This is a genomic window from Pantoea coffeiphila, from assembly GCF_016909495.1.
GTDB lineage: Bacteria > Pseudomonadota > Gammaproteobacteria > Enterobacterales > Enterobacteriaceae > Erwinia > Erwinia coffeiphila.
This window is the reverse complement of record NZ_JAFBFW010000001.1, coordinates 235693-254440: the sequence shown is the minus strand read 5'-3', so window position 1 is coordinate 254440 and position 18748 is coordinate 235693. Positions and strand designations below refer to the sequence as shown.

11 protein-coding genes are annotated in these 18748 nt (G+C 57.1%); 2 read left to right on the top strand and 9 right to left on the bottom strand.

Annotation, left to right across the window (positions count from 1 at the left end; all coding sequences use genetic code 11):
• Window positions 1-25 precede the first annotated feature (25 nt).
• Window positions 26-862: a hypothetical protein gene (locus tag JOE09_RS01155; RefSeq protein WP_205064478.1), complete on the top strand. Its 837-nt coding sequence runs from the start codon at window positions 26-28 to the stop codon at window positions 860-862.
• Here JOE09_RS01155 and JOE09_RS01150 read toward each other — a convergent pair.
• Window positions 818-1294, bottom strand: a complete 477-nt coding sequence (locus JOE09_RS01150; RefSeq protein ID WP_205064477.1) for a hemagglutinin repeat-containing protein — start codon at window positions 1292-1294, stop codon at window positions 818-820. The genes JOE09_RS01155 and JOE09_RS01150 overlap by 45 nt on opposite strands.
• On the opposite strand from JOE09_RS01150, the gene JOE09_RS01145 reads away from it, so the two are divergent.
• On the top strand, window positions 1285-1470 hold the full coding sequence (locus JOE09_RS01145; protein WP_205064476.1) for a hypothetical protein: 186 nt from the start codon (window positions 1285-1287) through the stop codon (window positions 1468-1470). The genes JOE09_RS01150 and JOE09_RS01145 overlap by 10 nt on opposite strands.
• Window positions 1471-1522: 52 nt before the next feature.
• On the opposite strand, the gene JOE09_RS01140 is transcribed toward JOE09_RS01145, so the two are convergent.
• From JOE09_RS01140 to JOE09_RS01105, 8 genes are all read right to left on the bottom strand, one after another.
• Window positions 1523-1909 (bottom strand): contact-dependent growth inhibition system immunity protein, encoded by a 387-nt coding sequence (locus tag JOE09_RS01140; RefSeq protein ID WP_205064475.1) that lies wholly within the window; start codon window positions 1907-1909, stop codon window positions 1523-1525.
• Window positions 1906-2928, bottom strand: a complete 1023-nt coding sequence (locus tag JOE09_RS01135) for a VENN motif pre-toxin domain-containing protein (RefSeq protein ID WP_338049270.1) — start codon at window positions 2926-2928, stop codon at window positions 1906-1908. The genes JOE09_RS01140 and JOE09_RS01135 overlap by 4 nt, the downstream gene beginning before the upstream one ends.
• A 295-nt stretch (window positions 2929-3223) precedes the next feature.
• The gene (locus tag JOE09_RS01130) at window positions 3224-3835 is read right to left on the bottom strand and encodes a hypothetical protein (RefSeq protein ID WP_205064474.1); all 612 of its coding nucleotides are present in this window, start codon (window positions 3833-3835) and stop codon (window positions 3224-3226) included.
• The gene (locus JOE09_RS01125) at window positions 3825-4571 is read right to left on the bottom strand and encodes an HNH/endonuclease VII fold putative polymorphic toxin (protein ID WP_239552889.1); all 747 of its coding nucleotides are present in this window, start codon (window positions 4569-4571) and stop codon (window positions 3825-3827) included. The genes JOE09_RS01130 and JOE09_RS01125 overlap by 11 nt, the downstream gene beginning before the upstream one ends.
• A gap of 61 nt (window positions 4572-4632) precedes the next feature.
• Window positions 4633-4929, bottom strand: a complete 297-nt coding sequence (locus JOE09_RS26065) for a VENN motif pre-toxin domain-containing protein (protein WP_239552888.1) — start codon at window positions 4927-4929, stop codon at window positions 4633-4635.
• A 192-nt stretch (window positions 4930-5121) separates the two neighbouring features.
• Entirely contained in the window at window positions 5122-5478 is a 357-nt protein-coding gene (locus JOE09_RS01115) for a DUF596 domain-containing protein (protein ID WP_200543639.1), read from the bottom strand.
• Window positions 5475-16892, bottom strand: coding sequence for a hemagglutinin repeat-containing protein (locus JOE09_RS01110; protein WP_205064473.1), 11418 nt, complete (start codon window positions 16890-16892; stop codon window positions 5475-5477). Before JOE09_RS01110 ends, JOE09_RS01115 begins: the two co-directional genes overlap by 4 nt.
• 14 nt (window positions 16893-16906) lie before the next feature.
• Window positions 16907-18622, bottom strand: coding sequence for a ShlB/FhaC/HecB family hemolysin secretion/activation protein (locus tag JOE09_RS01105; RefSeq protein ID WP_239552887.1), 1716 nt, complete (start codon window positions 18620-18622; stop codon window positions 16907-16909).
• Between the last annotated feature and the right edge of the window lie 126 nt (window positions 18623-18748).

Genomic DNA, 18748 nt, shown 5'->3' with positions numbered 1-18748 from the left:
TAAACTCAAGAAGGGTTAAATAAAAATGGAAATAATTGGGGATTTTACTGAAGTAGTTGAACTACAGAAATACATGAACTTTTCTAAATTTATGGGACTACTCGACACTAAAAAAATTTTCTTATCCAAAGCTTCTGGTTTTGAAGACAAAACTGAAGGAGGTCTAAGTCTGACATTCAAAATGATCAATAGTGGCGACGCTATGCTTATTGACATAGCAATGAACATTTCTTGGCCCACTGCACATACGTTATCTCAAGAGGAGGTCGAGGCTAAAAATAAAGAAGAGGAGGATGCATTTTTACTATATGAAAATAGACACTTCGATACAGTTTTTGGCGAATTTTCAGCAAAAGAAATAAGTTATGACGAGATCAATAATCAATACAAAGAGTGGATTGATGTAAGTTGCTGGCATGCAAATAAATATGAAAGCATGGCAATGTGGAAGATTTACGGGGAAAATGAAGGGGCAGTCTGCATAATAACTGATATCGATAGAATAAAAGAAAGCATCACGCCAATTGAAAACTACAACTTAATAATCGCAAAAATAAATTACATTTCACTTCCAAACGAAGAATTTACAACTCAACATAAGCTTGCGCCTTTCATGCATAAATCAAGATTTTACGATTATGAACATGAAGTTAGATTAATTGGGTATGACTCATCTTGCCCATTCAGAGATAAAAGAGAAACACCAGGAACAATGCTGGAAGTAAATACAAATAATTTGATTAAAGAGATCAGAGTGTCCCCTTATGCATCAAACTGGTTTTTTGACCTGATAACATCAGTTTGCAAAAAGTATGATTTAAATACTGAGGTTATTCGTTCGAAAATGCACGGTACGGTATGAATTTAAATTCTGCATGTTGCTGCTTTCATCGTGAGTCAGTATCTGCGACGAATGCCCCATCGAGAAGCCAATCTCGCCACTGCCGCTGAAGCCGGATTTTTTCTTCTGCTCAATCGAGGCGGAGTGATCGGACTCGGCGGCGGTGGTCAGCGTCAGGTTGTTGCCCGCGCTCAGCGTCACATCGTTTGTGCCCAGCAGGTTGCTGCCCGATGCGGTCAGATCGTTCCCTGCCATCACCTTCAGCGTGTCGCCGGAGACGGTACTGTCCAGCGCGCTCTGCTGATGCGTCTCGCTCTGGATTTTCGTGGTGGTCTTCGACATCAGACCGTGTTTTTTCCACTTCGCGCTGGAAGACTGATCCCACGTCTCCTGCCCGCTCATCAGGTTCAGATTATTGCCTGCCAGCAGGGTGCCGTCGCCGGTTGCCGTCACATCCGCCAGAAGTCTGTGAAGCCAGCCAGCACCGCCACGATCTGGGAGCCGACTGGATACGGGAGAATGCCGAACTGGTGATCGGCAGTGACTGGCTCACCGAGTCAGGCATCACCAGTGCGGAACAACTGAAGATCACCACCACTACAGGGATGATCCGGTTGCAACGGCGATAAGTAGGAGGATTTAGGGCTTAGATGCGGCAACCCCGGCCAAGGCCGGGGTTGGTTATACGATTATTTGATTGATTTTTAATATATCTTTTTTTAAGTCATCGTTAATATCTGAAGGTTCTAACTGATTTATAAGTTGCTTTATTTGGATAAAAATACGTTTCTGATCTTTTAGCTCCTCGTTTTTTATCGTCGATAAAGCTGCTATAAGTTCACCATCATAATATTCTCCAGCCAGCGGATCTTCGGTCAGAACATCCAACACTCTTGGCATTAACTGGTCAATACATAGATCCTGCCGAATGGCACGGCAAAGATCTTCGACGGCCAACTCTTCGATAGGTATATCAATGACGCGTTCGAACCATAGTTCAAGTGGAGACTGTTGACTTGGTTCCTTCGTTAAATTTATGTTTCCTATCAATTTACGGAAGGTGCTCATATCCCATATCCTTTCAAGGCAGATTCTATTTTATTAATGGCATCGGTTGCTCTTCCATATGCAGCTTGAGCCTCGGGGTTGTTTACGTTTTTCAGCGTATCCGCATGGTTCCGTAATCCCCTGAGAGTATTTTGCATTTCTTGCATATGATCCCAATAACCACCGCTCTCTTTAGGAACAGGATTACCATCCATATCCTTGAGGGTTCCTGTTATATCGTGATCTTTCAGAGCATTTTTTATAGTATTATCAATCTTCTTGATAGCACTTTCTTGCTTCTGATTCAGCTTATCGGCTTTTTTCTCTTCCAATTTATTCGGATCGTTTTCTGGCGGTGGTGGTGTTCCCATTCCAGACCCCGAACCACCCAGCTCTTTCTTCTGCTCATCCGTCAGATCCTTGCCGATATTCGGGTTCTGGCTACCGTTCGAGTCTGATTGGTTCTGTGCTGCAACCACCGCCATTAGCACACAGCTGCTACTTGCCAGGCAGGCCGCATCCAGCCCTTCCTTCACTTTCTTCGTCAGCGCCAGCGCCGCCTGCTCATTTGCGCCGCCCTTGCCCGCTTCAGCCATTGCTGCTGAGTTCAGCGTTTCCTGTGCCAGTATCTGCGACAACCACCCTATACCGGTCATGTTATTGCTGAGTTCGTTCTGGCCGGCCTGGGCTCCTGCCATCCCGCCCGATGTACTGCCGCTACTCAGACCACCGGCAAGACCTGCCGCCAGGCTTCCCAGCGTCACCAGAGTCTGCTTCTGCTCCTCACTCAGCTGGCTGACCGGCACATCTCCGTACAGCGCATTTTTGATGGCTTCACCCATTATCGCTGTGGTGGCGGCACCTGCCGCACCGGCACCCGCTGAGTTACCCTGAGCTGCCGCTATCACGCCAGCCACAGCCGCATGCGCCATGACGCGGCTCGCTTCATCCGGGGCGTACTGCTTGATGATTTCTGCAATATACGGTGCGGCACCACCGGCTATCGCCGCTTTCAGGTCACTGCCCGCCAGCCCCTGCACCGCCGCCGTTGCCGCCTGGATACCCTGCTGGATCGCGCTCCCCGTTCCCCATTCCGCCTGCGCGGTTTTGTAGCCGGACGTTTCCTTCAGCGCCTGGTTGTAAGCCGCTGTCTCGTCTTTCGTGGCATTCGGGCCGGGTTCCCTGATACCTTTTGCAGCCAGCTCAGCCCTCCCTGCTTTTGTTGCCGCTATCTCCCCCTGCGTCCTGGCAATATCACCAACCTGGCTGCCGATCTCCCCGATAACCTGCGCTTCCTGCAGCCGCTTCTGCTCTTTCTCCTTATAAAAGTTTTGCTTAGTCGTAAAACTTCCTTATATTATATTTTTTACCAACAACAACGACCTCCGAGTCTTTTTCATCAAAACTACCCAAATGAAAAAAAACCAGTCCATCATTTCGAATAATACTATTTATCCAGAATGACAAACGTCCATTTGAATTTTCTTCAGAAAAATCGAAGTCCGGAGTTAAATTTGAGAAAAACAATCTCTCCTCCGAATTTATTAACTTTTCAATCTCATGAGTAACATCACTAGAAACACTACCAAAACCACTTAAAATCAATCCATTACAGCCTTTATCGATAAAGGACATTCTATTTTCAATCAGATTCAAATTCAACCCACAACTCTCGATCAAACCCCAAGTTTTTTTATATTTAACCATTGCAGTGTTGGGTTGTTCTGGAACTAGCTGCACCATTACATTCATACTCCCACCATCATGATTCACAAGAGAAAACATGTTTCTCAATAGCTCTTCACCATATTCTCTCCGTGAATGCCCTTGCCATTCCCAACTTACCGCAGAAACACCATCCAAAGATAAAAAAATCTTATCAAAACAAGCAATATCATTACTGCTTCTTAAATCTTCCGCATATCGCTTTATGTAATTAGTAATCATAATGGTTACCTTGCTGATCATTAAAGTGCGGACCTCGATTTTGATTAGAGTCATCGCCATAAAAATGGCCACCCGCATCATCCCGAATATATACTTTCTTGCTCCCACCACCAGATTTTGGCACTTCAAACTCATAGATATATCCGGCTTGAGGATTACCGCGCTTATCAATATTTGGATAAACTTTACTCGGACTTTGAGTTACAGGGATACCAGATTTTCTCTTTGCTTCATTAAATGCCCCAGCCCTTGCTGAACCTTCAGGTGATAAATTTGCCGGTTTATCGCCTTCAGACAAATAAACCGAATCATCCTTACTCGGCCCATCCGGGATCGGGGTTGCTATGATACCGCTACCTGTATCCGGCCTGTCGTCAGTATTTCCGGTATGAGTTGCGCCCTGTTCCCCGGACTGATCCGGCGTCACCAGCACCGTTCCTTTATTCTCTTCCGGTAGTGGCGTCACCAGCGTACTGCCCGTTGTATCCTCATGAACCGGCAGCGTTTCCGTCCACCCGCCTGCTCCGTCGGTATGCTGCTGAGTCTGCACAGCAGCAATTGCCATCAGCACACAGCTGCTACTTGCCAGGCAGGCCGCATCCAGCCCTTCCTTCACTTTCTTCGTCAGCGCCAGCGCCGCCTGCTCATTTGCGCCGCCCTTGCCCGCTTCAGCCATTGCTGCCGAGTTCAGCGTTTCCTGTGCCAGTATCTGCGACAAAAAACCCATACCGGTCATGTTACTGCTGAGTTCGTTCTGGCCGGCCTGGGCTCCGGCCATCCCGCCCGATGTGCTGCCGCTACTTTCCCATACCGGTCATGTTATTGCTGAGTTCGTTCTTGCCTGCCTGTGCCCCGGTCATCGCGCCAGCAGTGTCACCACCAGTCAGCCCGCCAGTAAGACCTGCCGCCAGGCTTCCCAACGTCACCAGAGTCTGCTTCTGCTCCTCACTCAGCTGGCTGACCGGCACATCTCCGTACAGCATTTTTTTGATGGTTTCGCCCATCAGTGCTGTGGTGGCGGCACCTGCCGCACCGGCACCCGCTGAGTTACCCTGAGCTGCCGCTATCACGCCAGCTACTGCTGCATGTGCCATGACGCGGCTCGCTTCATCCGGGGCGTACTGCTTGATGATTTCTGCGATGTACGGTGCGGCACCACCGGCTATCGCGGCCTTCAGATCACTGCCCGCAAGCCCCTGTATCGCCGCCGTTGCCGCCTGGATGGCACTGCCGCTTCCCCGCTGTTGCCAGGCCGTTTTATTATATATTTCACTCTTCCAGCATTTTTATGTCCATTCCAGGCTACCGTCACTCAGCACCCATACAGCACCTCCAGGACAAATCTCATCGAAAAACCAGATGCCATCTTCCATCTCTATTTCCGTTTGAGGGAAAACCTGTCGAAAACTTTCCACCTGTTCCTCAATACTCCCTTCGAGAAACTTACCATGCTTAGCAAGTTTTAATCGGCCATCACATAAAAGACGTTCTAACGCCCATAAGAATATTTCCCTTCTATCGGAAAAACTAAATTCTGGTGGGCATAAGTCTGGCATTGAATAGCATAAAACCGCATCAAGAGTTTGGCCTTCAGCGGCATCAGCCAACTCGTTATATTCATTTTCACTTAACACTCTAATCATTTAAACTTAATCTCCACGCGCGAATATTTATTCCCCAAGTCAGTTAGCCTTTGACTATTACGTATATCCACTGTCCATCGAGCCCCAGTTTTCGCTTCAGATGTTGATACATTCCTCAGTGTTATGACAGAACCATCCGATAAATTTGCTGTATATATTCCCGACCTAACTTCTTTAAGGGGTGTTTCTCCTGCAAGCTGCTGTGCATACTTCTGGATTTGTTGATCGGTTAAGCTCTGGCTCTCAAACACTTTAGTTGTACCATAATTATTACTCACTTCACCCTGACGGATTGTTTGACCATCTATATTAAGATCCTGTATTGGGTTACTTTTGTCATAAAGTTTGCTCAGCTCATCAAAATGATTTTTCTGCTGTTGCTTAACGGATTCATTGTTTCGAGCATTTTCCTCATCTTCCGGCCCCCAGCCTCCAGGTGTACCCGACCCGGCACCACCTAGATCCGCCTTGTCTTTATCCGTCAGGTCTTTACCGACGTTTGGCTGACTCTCCTTATCATCATCACCTCCGGTTGCCAGCGCACCCGCGGCGCCAGCGCCTCCGGCACCCACAGGCCCCAGGCCTCCACCACCGGTTGTGAGCAGGTCTTTTTTACCCACACAAAGTGGGTCTGACGAGCCTGAACAACCAAACACATTATTCTCAACCGAGTTATTACCCGCCTGCGCCCCGGCCATTCCATCCGCCGCACTGCCGCCCGTTATACCTCCCGCCAGGCCCGCAGCCAGTGTGCCCAGCACGCTGACCGTCTGTTTCTCCGTTTCCGTCAGATCACTGACCCGTTTACCCGGGTAGAGCTGATTCATCACCAGCTGCGCCATCAGCTCGCCGCTGACCGCACCAGCAGCACCCGCTGCCGCACTGTTTCCTGCCTCGTACGACACGATGGCACCCACCACCGCGTGCGCCATGGCACGGCTCGTTTCGTCCGGGGCCAGTTTGTGGATCTGCTCGGCCAGATACGGCGCAGCCGCACCGGACAGCAGTTGTCCCACATTGCCGCCCGCCAGCCCCTGTATCGCCGCCGTAGCTGCCTGGATACCCTGCTGGATCGCGCTCCCTGTGCCCCATGAGGCCATCGCATTGTTATACGCCCGCTGCGCCACATCCGATTCGGTATAAGGCTTGCCCCCGGCAGCGAGTTGTTCTCTCGCCGCATTCAGCGCGGCCGGGTCTTTCGCCGCCTTCTGCCCGGCTATCTGGCCCTGGGTTGCCGCAATGTCTATCGCCTGCGAACCAATCTCCCCAATCACCTGCGCTTCCTGCAGCCGCTTCTGCTCTTTCTCCTTATCAAAGATCGGGCTCAGGCCGTTTGCGGCGTGCTCCGTATCGCGGTCCAGCGTCGCCACATCCTGCTGCTGTTTATCCTTGTCGCGGATAATGATCGTGCCGTCTTCCACCGCCGCGTGCGTCGTGCTGCTGTCGTGCCCGCTGCCGTTGGCGCCGACCAGCGTGTTGTTCGCCATATTGCCGACAAACTGATCGCCCACGCTGCCGCCTGAGCTGATACCCGCACCCTGATGTTCGGTTTTATAATCCGCCTGATTGTGGATATCGCTCCAGCCCAGCGTGCCGGTATCCAGCCGGTTCTTCTCTTTCTCCGCCGTACTGGCTATCACCCCGCCGTCCAGCTGCGTGTGATTCCCCACGGTGATATCAAACCCGCCTTTCCCGGCGAACAGCCCCGACTGCTCCTTCACGCTGGCGAAGTCGCTGTTCATCTTATCCCGGCTGCCGCTCAAACTGGCCGACCCGCCGATACCGGCACCGCCGATGACACTGCCGCCGACGCTGCTGCCGGTCTGCTTCATGTCGTAGTGGTCGCGGTCCTGCTCGCTGGCTATCAGCAGATCGCGCCCGATGTCGGCTTTCACCGATTCACCGCTGACCTGCGCGCCCTGCAGCAGCGCGTCACGGCCACTGTTCAGCGTCAGGTTCCGCCCGGCGTCCGCCGTTGTCTCCGTGTGCGTCAGGCTGCTGCCGTTCTCGTGGCCCCGGCTCTGACTGGCGCTCGCCGAGAGGCTCAGGCCCGCCGCACCGCCGCCCACCGACAGCCCTGCGCCCACGCTACCGCCGTGGCTGCTGCTGTGCCCACTGCTCTGCGTGCTGTTTTTGCCCGAGGTCAGGCTGATGTCCCGGCTGGCCGACAGCGCCATATCCTGCCCGGCCTTCAGCTGCGCGCCCTCCACAGTCAGGTCGCCCGCCGTCGCCGCGATATGCATATCCCGACCCGCCTGCAGCTGACTGCCTGAACTACTGTGCTCTTCCTGCCGCTGCTCCGAGCTCGATTTCTGCTTACCGTAGCTCAGCGTCAGTCCGGCGATGTTGCCGTCGCAGCTCCCACCAGCCGCGCCCGCCGCCAGCTGCGCCGCCTGAGCGGCCTGATAGCCGGTCAGCGCTGCCTGCGTGCCCTTCAGCGCCGCCAGACGACCGCTTTCCTCTTTTTTCGCCGCCTTCACCTGATGCACCGCGGTGTTCAGCGCGCTGCCCACCGTACCGGATAACCCCAGCGTCAGGCCACTGCTTTTCTCCTCGCTTTTCGTCAGCGAGGTGTGGCTGTTCTCCGCCGACGTGATGCTGACGTTTTTACCCTGCACCGTCAGATCCTGACCGGCCACCAGGTCGCTGCCGTGCACGGTCGCCGCGTTCCCGGCCTGCAGCGTCAGGCTCCCCGCGCTGCTGCCCGCCACGCTGCCCTTCTGCACGTTGCTGCTGTCGTCGCGGGTCAGTTTCTGCGACGAATGCCCCAGCGAGAAACCAATCCCGCCGCTGCCGCTGAAGCCGGACTTTTTCTTCTGCTCAACCGAGGCAGAGTGATCGGACTCGGCTGCGGTGGTCAGCGTCAGGTTGTTGCCTGCGCTCAGCGTCACATCGTTTGTGCCCAGCAGATTGCTGCCCGATGCGGTCAGGTCGTTACCCGCCATCACCTTCAGCGTGTCACCGGAAACAGTGCTGCCGATCGCGCTCTGCTGATGCGTCTCACTCTGGATTTTATGCGTGGTCTTTGACAGGAACCCGTGTTTTTTCCACTTCGCGCTGGAAGACTGATCCCACGTCTCCTCCCCGCTCATCAGGTTCAGGTTATTGCCCGCCAGCAGCGTGGCGTCGCCGCTCGCCGTCACATCCGACGCGCGCAGGTTCATATCGCGCCCCGCCTGCATCAGCAGGCTGCCCCCGGCGCTGACAACGGAACCGACCTCACGGCTTTCCAGCGTACGGTCGTAGTTCTCGCTGTTGCGGGTGTAGTCGGTGGCGTGAGAGGTCTTCGCCGTGTCCAGGGTGATATCGTTGCCCGCAGTCAGCCGGGTGGTGCTGTCGCGGCCCTGACTGCTCACCACGCTGGCCGTCAGCTGAATATCATGACCGGCGTTCAGCGACAGCAGGCCGCCGTCGTTCGTCACCCCGATCCCCGCCTGGCGGCCCAGCCAGCTCTCGCTGCCCCGCTGTTCGCTGCTGGTCAGGCTGAGAATATCATTCCCGGCCTGCAGGGTGAGCTGGTCGCCGCCTTTCAGCTGCCCGCCCCGGTTGACGATATCCCCGGTCGCCACCAGCTGCGTGATGTTGCCGCTGATATCGCCGGTGTTCAGCAGGCTGCCCGCCGAAATGGCGGTCAGCTCGCGCCCGTTAATGCTGCCGCTGTTAATCACCTTGTCGGCGGTGTTGATGCGCACGCTGTTACCCGCCAGCAGGGTGCCGTTGCCCTGCAGATCGCCGGGCTGCACGCGGGCATACAGCTTCGGCACGCTGACCACCTGCGTGGTTCCGTCCGGCAGAGTGACCGTCTGGTTCACCATCAGCACCATATCAGCGGTCACCTGTGCCATCTGTTCCGCAGTGAGGTCCGCGCCTGGCGAGATCGTAAAGCGCTCGGTGAAGGATTTGCCGCTGCTGAGCAGCGCCCGGTACTGGCTTTCATCGTCGCTGTAGCCGGAAAGATAGCGCTGGCCGGTGGCCTTCATCACCTGATCCCGCACCAGCGACTGCTCGTAGAAACCGTCCCCCAGCCGTTTTTGCAGCTGGTCCTGGCTGTAGAAGGCACTGCTGCTCAGCGCCTGCTTACCGTCGGTAAAGCGCGGATCGGTTTCAACCAGGTAATGGCTGTCTGAGCCGGGATGCAGGCTGAACAGGCTGTTATCCGGCAGTTTCACTGGCCCGGTCACGCTGCGCAGCACCCAGTTATCCTGCGAAGGAGACGTTACCGGCAGCCCGCTGTGCGTGTCATCAATCTGAGCGCCATCCTGCGTGCTGCCGGTATTGCCCGCCGAGGTGGCCGTCAGGTCCGTCGCGCCGGTGAGCGCGGCATCCGTCATGCCGTCCGAAGTTTTCCGCATTTGCAGATCGGCAGCGCCGCTGCCGTCGGAAAGGGCATCCGACACGGGTTTCAGCTGCGTATCCCCGGACGGACCGGACGGCAGCGGCACCTCGCTAACCAGCGTCTGCTGCCCCAGCCGGGCAAGCGTTTCAGCGCCGTTCAGCCCCGATGCCTGCCCGCCCGCACCGGAGGTTGACTGCTGTTGGGCGATCGTCCGGCCTTCACCCGCTCCCTGCCCCTGCTGCTGAACGGTCAGATGCAGCGGCAGATCCGTTTCCTGCACCGGTGCCTGATAAACGCCTTGCCCCTCAAAGTGGGTCTGCTTGTGGCTCTTGCGTTTACCCGCTCTGACCACCACGCCGTCTTTGGTGATTTCCTGCCGGACGGTGGTTTCATCATTATCGACGCTGCCGTTAATCAGCAGATCCTGCCCGGCCACCACCTGGCTGTCTTTATTGTGCAGATCGCCGTTCAGCGTTAAATCGCCGCCGCTGCGGATCACCGCGCTGTCCTGGCCGCTGACCTGCTGCTCTTTTACGCTCTGGGTGTAGGAGAAAATATCGAATCGACGCCCGTCACCGGATACGCCCGGCAGATTAAAGCGGATGATATCCTTATCGTTATCCTGCCAGAGGTAGATGTACTGCGGCTTACCGTCAACGTCGACGGTGATGCGATTACCCTGCTCATCCAGCGCGTAGCTGCGCCCGTCATGATCAAAGTCAAAGGCAACGGGGCTGTTTTCATCCTTATTGAATTCAACCAGATACCCTTTGAAACTGTAGTGCTGACCGTCCGTCCTGCCGCAGCCCTCGGTCCATTTTTCCCCGGTGCACATCTCAACTTCCAGCACGTTCGGCGTCACGGAGACGGTTTTCAGATCGCTGCTGACTGTTAAGTGGATGTCGCGGTTTTCCGTCTTCGCAGCGTCAATGCCAAGATCGCCCATCGCCTCAATGGTGGCGCTCAGGTTCTCAACCTGCGATGCCTGGCCGGTCAGTTCACCCGCAGCGTTCAGCCTGCCGCCGATGTTCAATCCGCCATTGCTGTAGATCAGGCCGTGATCCTGATTGCTCAGCCGATCGGTGGCGATCGTCAGATCGTCGCGGGCAGCAATCGTTGCAGCCGTTTCTCCGGACTTATCATTGAGCAGCGTGCGCGCATCAATCACCAGCCGGTCACCGTACAGTCGCCCCGTTCCGGTGTTGTGCAGCGTGTCGGTGCGCAACAGCACATCGCCACCGTCGATCAGCCCCTGATTGAGGATGCCGGAAGCATTGATGTGGGTCGTGCCCGCATTGATGTCACCGCTCTGCTGATTGTTCAGCTGTCCGGTGGTCAGCGTCAGCTGCTTGCCCGCGCTCAGCGCGCCGCTGTTGGTCAGTGCGTTGCCGTGGGTATTGAAAGCCAGATCGTCACCCGCAGCCAGCGTCCCGCTCTGGTTTACAGCGGAAGTGATATCCAGGCCAAGATTGCCGCCGCTGACGATCCGCCCGGCACCGTCAAACTTCCCAAGCCACAGGCTGGCATCGCCGTTGGCAACGATGTCGCCGCCCGCGTTGTTCAGCGCCAGCTGCGAACCCGGCTGGCCCACCTTCAGGCTGTTCTGCGACGAAATCAGGCCGTTCTGGTTATTGAGCTGCTCGCGCACGCTGGCCTGCAACGTATCGCCCGCACGCAGGGCACCGTCCTGATTGTTGAGGCTGCCGGCGCTCAGCGTCAGATCCTGCGCCTCAATGCCCTGTTTGCTGCCGCGCGTGTGCTGATTGTCAATCTGGCTGGCGCTCAGGTTCAGCGCCTGGCCAGCTTTGATCAGCCCCTGTTGGTTTTGTACGTTCTGCCGGACCGCCAGCTGCGCATCCCCGGCGGCAAACAGCAGGCCATCGGTGTTGTCCAGCGAATCCACGCTGGCCGTCAGATCCGCGCCAGAAAGCATCTGGCCGTGCTGATTGTCAACGCGGCTCCCCTGCACAGACAGGCCAGCGCCACCCTGGATCAGGCCCTGTTGGTTACTCAGGCTGCCGCTGTTGATGGCAAGCGATCCGTCGGCCAGCAGTTTTCCCTGCTGGTTATGCAGATCGGCACCGTGCGTATCCAGGCTGAGGTCGCCGCCGGACTGGATCGCGCCATTCTGATTATCCAGCGCGCCGCTGGCGATCCTGCTGCCTTCAGCGCTGCCGATACTCCCCGCGCGGTTATTCAGGCTCCTGAGGTTAAGATCCAGCAGTTTCCCGGCAATCAGCCCGGCCTGGTTGATCACATCGCCCGCGATCAGATTCAGCGCACCGCCGCTGCGTAGCCCGGTTTTATCACCGTTAGTGTCGCTGTTGTCGAGCTGCTGACCGTGGGTATCAATACGCAGGCTATCGCTGCCCTGAATTAATCCCGCCTGGTTAGTTAACCGCTGGCTGCTCAGATCGAGGGAATCCGCCAACAGCACCCCTTTGCGGTTATCGATATCGCCGCTGCTCAGTGTCAGCGCCCCGCTGGCGACAATGCTGCCCAGCTGGTTATCCAGCAAACCGGCGATCGTCAGCAGCCCGTCTCCCTGAGTGGACTGAAGGGTTCCGCGCGCGTTGGTCAGGCTGAGCGTATCAACTGACAGATCGCCGCTGCTTTGCAGCGTTCCGTCACTATTGTCCAGGTTCTTCCCGGCGTGAACCGTCAGCGTTTCGTCAACGGCGGTCACTGTGCCCTGCTGGTTATTCAGCCCGTCGGCGCTCAGCGTCACGTTTTTACGGGCGGCAATGCGGCCCTGCTGATTGTTCAGGCTCTGCGCGGTGCTGACCGTCAGTGATTCATTTGCCGAGAGGATTGATGCCTCACGGTTGTCGAGGCTGGTGCTGCTAATCTGCACCGGCCCGGCGGCTTCCAGCGATCCCCGCTGGTTATCGATCGCGCCGCTAACCTTAACCTCGAGCGCGCCGTTTTTACTGCTGACGGCACCGTCCTGATTGCTCAGCGATGCAGCGTGCAGCCCGGTCGCCCCGCCGCTGACAATCTGCCCCTGCGCATTATTCAGCTCGTTGCGTACGGTAATCTGATTTTTCCCTGCCACGGCCAGCACTTTACCGCTGCGGTTATCCAGCGATGCACCGGTAAGCGCGACGCTGTTTCCGCTTTGCAGCACGCCGTGCTGGTTATCAATCCCCGCATCCAGCCGGGCATTCAGCGCACCGTCCACGCTGGTGATGGTCCCTTCACGGTTGTCCAGCGATTGGGCGTCAAGCTGCACATCTTTCTGCGCCGCCAGGCTGCCGAGCTGATTGTTCAGGGTTCCGGCTGAGAGGGTTAACGATCCGCTGGTCGATACCATCTGGCCGTTACCGTTATCAACGCTGCCAGCGTTGAGCAGCAGATCGTCTTTCGCCAGCAGTTTCCCCTGCTGGTTAGTCAACGCGTTCTGCACCTTCACACTGGCGCTGCTACCCGCCGCCAGCAGAGAACCGCTGGTGTTATTGAGCGCGGCGGCCGTAACGTGCAGGCCCTGGCTGCTCTGCATCGTGCCTTGCTGATTATCGATGGCCTGCGTCAGCGATGCCGTTAAGTCACCGTCTCCGGCGCTAATCAGCCCCTGGCCGTTACCGAGCGTGGTTCCACTCAGGCTCAGCGCATGCAGGCTGTCGATCTCCCCGGCAAGATTGTTCCACGACAGTCCCAGGCCTGCGAACGTATCGCCGCTGATTAAACCGTTATGGTTATCCACGTTGCCAGCGCTCAGCGTCAACGCACCGCCAGCACGAATTCCGCCGGTTTCGGTGAGCGTATCAGCGTTAATCAGCGCCCCGCCGTGGGTGTTGATATCCAGTGCATCGCTGGCCTGAATCAGCCCATCCGCGTTGTTCATCTCGCGGGTGGAAATCTGCATCGCGTCACCGGCCAGCAGCTGGCCCTGGCTGTTTTTTACGCTCGCGGCATCCAGGGTTAAGCGCTGGCTGCTTTCAATATCGCCGCCCTCGTTATTAATCTGGCCCGCCGCGTTCAGGGAGCTGTCTCCGTTGGTAGCAGCAATAACCCCCTGCTGGTTATCAACCGATCCGGCATGCAGCTCCAGCGAGGTGCCTGCCAGCAGGTTTCCCGCCAGGTTAGTCAGCGCGCCGCTGAGCTGGCCGATAATCTGCGCCGTGGCAGACAGCACGGTGCCGCCGTTGTTATCAAGCGAGGCGGCCTGAAGAGTCAGCGCCTGCTGGCTTTGCAGCGTACCCAGCCGGTTGATCAGCTGGCCGGACAGCGCCAGCGATGCCGCCCCGTCATCGGCACTCACCATACCCTGCGTATTATTCAGCGAGCTGCCTTTCAGGCTCAGCCGGTCGCTGGCTGCCAGCACACCCGACTGGTTATCGATGTGAGCGGCGGAGAGATCGAGGCTCTGCGCCTGTAGCTTGCCCTGCCGGTTATCGAGGTCGCCGGTGTTAAGCGCCAGCGCCTCTCCGCTGAGAATACCCAGCCCGTCGGCGTTAGTTTGTGCGTTAATCAGCTCGCCGCCGCGCAGATCGAGGCGGATAGCTCCCGGCGTAGCGATGCGTCCGGCGGTGTTATCCAGCGAGGAAGCCGCCAGCGTCAGCCCGCTTCCCCCTTCCAGAGTTCCCCCGCGATTGTCCAGCGCGCCCGAGAGGTCCAGCTTACCCTCGCCGGAAACGGCACTGACCGCGCCCTGCTGGTTGTTAAGATCGGCAGCCTGTATCGCCAGCTGCTGCGCAATAAATTTACCGCTGCGGTTATCTACGCTGCCGCTGAAATCCCCCTGAAGCCGGCCGTCGGCCGCCAGCACTCTGCCGTCCTGGTTAGCCAGCTGCGCCGCACTGAGGTGCAGATTTTTCGCGCTTTGCAGGTTTCCGCCACGGTTGTCGATCTCCCCGCTGACGGACAGATTCGCATCACCGCTATCGGCGCTGATAAAGCCCTGCTGGCTGTCCAGTGAACCGGCGGTAATATTGAGCGACTGGAGCGCTTCCAGCGTGCCTTCGCGGTTATTCAGCGCATCCGCGCGGACGTCAAGATGCTCGCCGAGCAGCGTGCCAGAAGCGTTATTAAGATTACCGGTCGCCACCCGCAGCGCGTTGTTGCTGGCAATGCGTCCCAGGCTATTGTCCAGGCTGGCCGCACGCAGATCGATGGCTCCCGCACTCTCAATCACGCCCTCGCGAGCGTGAAGATCGCCGGTCGCCTTTATCTGCATCTCGCCCTTACCGGTTTGCAGCAGCTGGCCGTTCTGTATCGACAGCGATGTTCCCTGTACGCGAACCTGGCGCCCCTGCGTCAGGCCACCGTCCAGCAGGATCTGCTGGCCGCCAATCGTCAGGTCCTTAGCGGCAAGAATTTTGCCCTGCGCGCCGCTGACATCATCGCTTTGGATCGCAACACTGCCGTTTTCGGAGCCCAGCTCGCCACCGGTATTGTCCAGAGAATAGCTGCTGAGGGAAAAATCCCCGGCGCTGGCCAGCGTGCCGCCACGGTTATCTATCCGCTGGCTGGTCAGCGCCAGACCCTGTTCGCCGCGTGAAATCAGCGTTCCACCCGTGTTATCAATCTTTTCAGCCGCACGGATGTTCAGCTGGCCCGCAGCGATAGCGCTCCGCCGCGTGGTTAAGGCATGCGCCGTACTCAGCGTGGCCTGCCGTGCGTCAATCAGCGTATCGTCAGCGTTGATATTCCCTTCACGGGCGGTCACGGTAACCGTTGCTGCCCGGCTCTGACTACCGGAGAGATCCACTTCGCGGCCGGAGGCAATAAAGCCGTCGTGGCTCAGATGCGTGCCGTGGCTGGCAAGACGCTGTTGCGCGTTGACCGTCAGCTGCCCGGCGCGCGTTGCTTTTCCGCTGCCGTCGATCCCCGCGCCCATCGCACTGCCGGCATCTGCTTCTATACTGCGGGCAGTCACGGTGGCGTTACCGCCCGCCGTCAGCGCCGATCCGGCCTGGCTGTGCAGCCTTCCGCTGCTGTCCAGCTGCAGATGGCCTTCGGCACTCAGCGTCCCCTTATTCGTCACATCGCCCTGGCTGGCAATCTGCAGGTTGCTGCCGGTCGAGATATGTCCCTGGTTATCGAGCTGGGATGCTTTCAGCGCCAGATCCTGCTGCGCATAAAGCGTGCCGCTGTTGGCGATTTTCCCCTGCGCATTGAGCGTGAATTTTCCCTGCATCGCGCCGATTTCTCCGGCGTTACGCACCCCCACGCCGCGCTCGGTTCCCACCAGCGTGATGCGCCTGCCGTACATACCGCCCAGCGACGAGGTGTCCACCGCAAACTGCGGGCGGCCTGCTGGATCGTCAGCTTTCACTACCACGACGTTGCCGTTGGCATCCGTCTGATTGCGGCCGGTGGTCACCTGCAAATCGCCGGTCTGTAATCGGGCGTTCACCTCCACCGCGCGGGCAATCAGATGGGTATAATCCTGACGGCTGCCGTCCATACCGCCGCCGCTGATGGTGATCCGCCCACGATCGACGTCATAGCCCGCCACCTGGCCGTTTTTCATCTGTACGCGCCCGGCCGCCAGGGTATTGTGCCCGGCGTTAATAAAACCGCATCCGCTACAGGTGATCCCCGCCGGATTGGCGATAATCACATCCGCTTTCTTGCCCGCTACCTCAACAAAACCGTGGAGCTGGCTGGGGTTCATACTGTTGACTTCGTTGAGAATAACTTTGGCCGATCCCTTCGCCAGCCACGGGTTACCCGCTACCTGACCGGCCAGCTGGGTCTGGGTGCTGTGCTGGCTGTTATTTAAAATCGCCCCCCGCTCACCGACGTCAAACTGGCTGTATTTATTGTGGGAAAGCCCCTGGCCGTTAGGCGTTTGAATGTTGATCTGCGGCAGACCGTTGCCGGTTTGCAGTACGGTTGGTCGCTGCCCGCCGGGCGCACCGCGATCGGCGGTAATCGTGCCCGCCTGCGCGGCGCTGACCAGTCCCCCGGCCAGCCATAACGCCACGGTAAGAGGCCGCAGAACGGCCACGCAGGAAGCAATGCCGCCCGGGCCTCGAGCCGAATCGCCAGCGCGGCAGCGGGCCAGTTCGGAAACGACCATCAGCATGCGACGGGCGCGATTAAAAATGATGCGGTAACAGTGTTTGTTCATGATTCATCCCTGTATCAATACTGCCAGCTGACGCTGAAGCCAAAGGTCACCGGGTCGGTTTTAAAACCCTGTGGCTTATAGATCGGTATGCCGCTAAAGGCGTCGTAGCTGGCCCCGAGCGCGGAGATACTGCCGCGCAGACCTGCCACGCTGCCCGCCAGCTGGTGCCCCAGCAGCGTGGAACCGTCGCTGCGCCCGCTCACTTCGCCGTAGTCTGCGCCAAGATAAAACTCCTGCTGCGGCAGCGGTGTACGCCATGCCAGCGTATTTTGTACATACCAGCCGCGACTGGCGCTGAGGGTGCGTTCACCGTCAAAGCCGCGCACCGTCCAGCGGTTACCAATAGCGATTTGATCGGGCGAGGTCAGCGGGGTGGAGCTGGCCTGCTGCAGGTAGTTAACCTGATAAGAAAAGTTTTGATTTCCCAACGTAAACGGCCAGTTCAGGCCCGCCGTCAGGGTGAGGATTTTACTTTTTTCGGTGGCATCGTAGCCGTCTTCATAGTGCTCTTCATAAGCGGGCAGCGCGCCAAACCAGCGGGTGCCGCGCTGGAAGCTGACGCCGCCGTCAACGGTCACGTCGCCAAAGTAATGACGATGATCGAGCCCAAGCAGCCAGGCGCTGGTGCGCCGACGCTGAACCTCAATTTCGGTACGATCGATGTAGTTACGGATCTCGCGAACCAGCACGCTGCCGCGCATCGTCGTTTTGCCGCTGGCGTTACGCTGGATCACGCGGCTAAGGCTAACGTTCAGGTTTTTACTCTTACCCGAATAGCGAATGTCGCCATTGAATCCCGCCACGTTTTGCACGTAGTTGTATTGCCCGGCGTTGACCTCAAACAGCCAGTAGCCCAGCGGCAGCGAGTAGTGGCCGTTAATATTTTTGCTCTGTTCGTGGCTTTTGAAGCCGAGATCGTGGCTGGCGGAAACATACAGCAGATCGCTGAGGGCGAACGGATTATCCAGCGCCAGCATGGCACCGCCCTGATAGCGCCCGGTGCTCTTCGTGCCGGAGTCATCGGCCCACAGATTAACCCGCCAGATTTTGCTCTGCTGTCGGCTGATGATCACATCGCTTTCGCCGGGATTATCGCCGGGGACAATCTCCATATTGTCCTGCACCGTCGGCAGGCGCTGCTGATTCTCCAGCCCCTGCTCGATATCGCGCAGATCCAGCAGTGCGCCTTCGCGGGCGGGAATCGAGGTATAGAGTACGGCACGTTTATCGGAGCCGTCGGCATAGCGAATATGGCGAATCATGCCCGGCACAAGGGCAACGATTAGCGTTCCGCTGCTGAGATCCTGCTCGGGGATCAGCACCCGCGACGTTACCCAGCCGCGATCGACCAGTCGGTTTTGCAGCCGGCTCATCAGCTGGTTGATGCCCATCACGCCGAGACAGTGCCCTTTCGCGCCGTCGGCCACCCGCTGCGCCGGAAACCAGTGCGGAAAGGCCTCTCTGCCCATCAGCTGAACGTGGTTGATCGGAAAACAGGGCGTTTCCTGCGGAAAGGGACCTTCGGCATCGGGCTGCGGCTGTTCAGACAGGGTAATATCCGGCGAATCCGGGGTTAACTGCGCCTCTTTCGCCGACTGCTGAGTTTTAATGTGCTGCTGCTGCTGATCGATAAAGGGAGCAGCCTGAGCGGTGAAGTGAAAACAGGTAATAGCAGAAAGCGTCGCCAGAATAATATGGCGACACCGGGGGGCATTTGCGATCCTTGCCAAAAGTTACAGCTCCATTGAGTACAAACAAACTTAAACAAATATTAATGTATTTAGGTTTGTGAGGCCTGTACGGAGCGCAAAATAGCCATAAAATCGTAATTTATCTATAAGCCAGGCAACTGAATG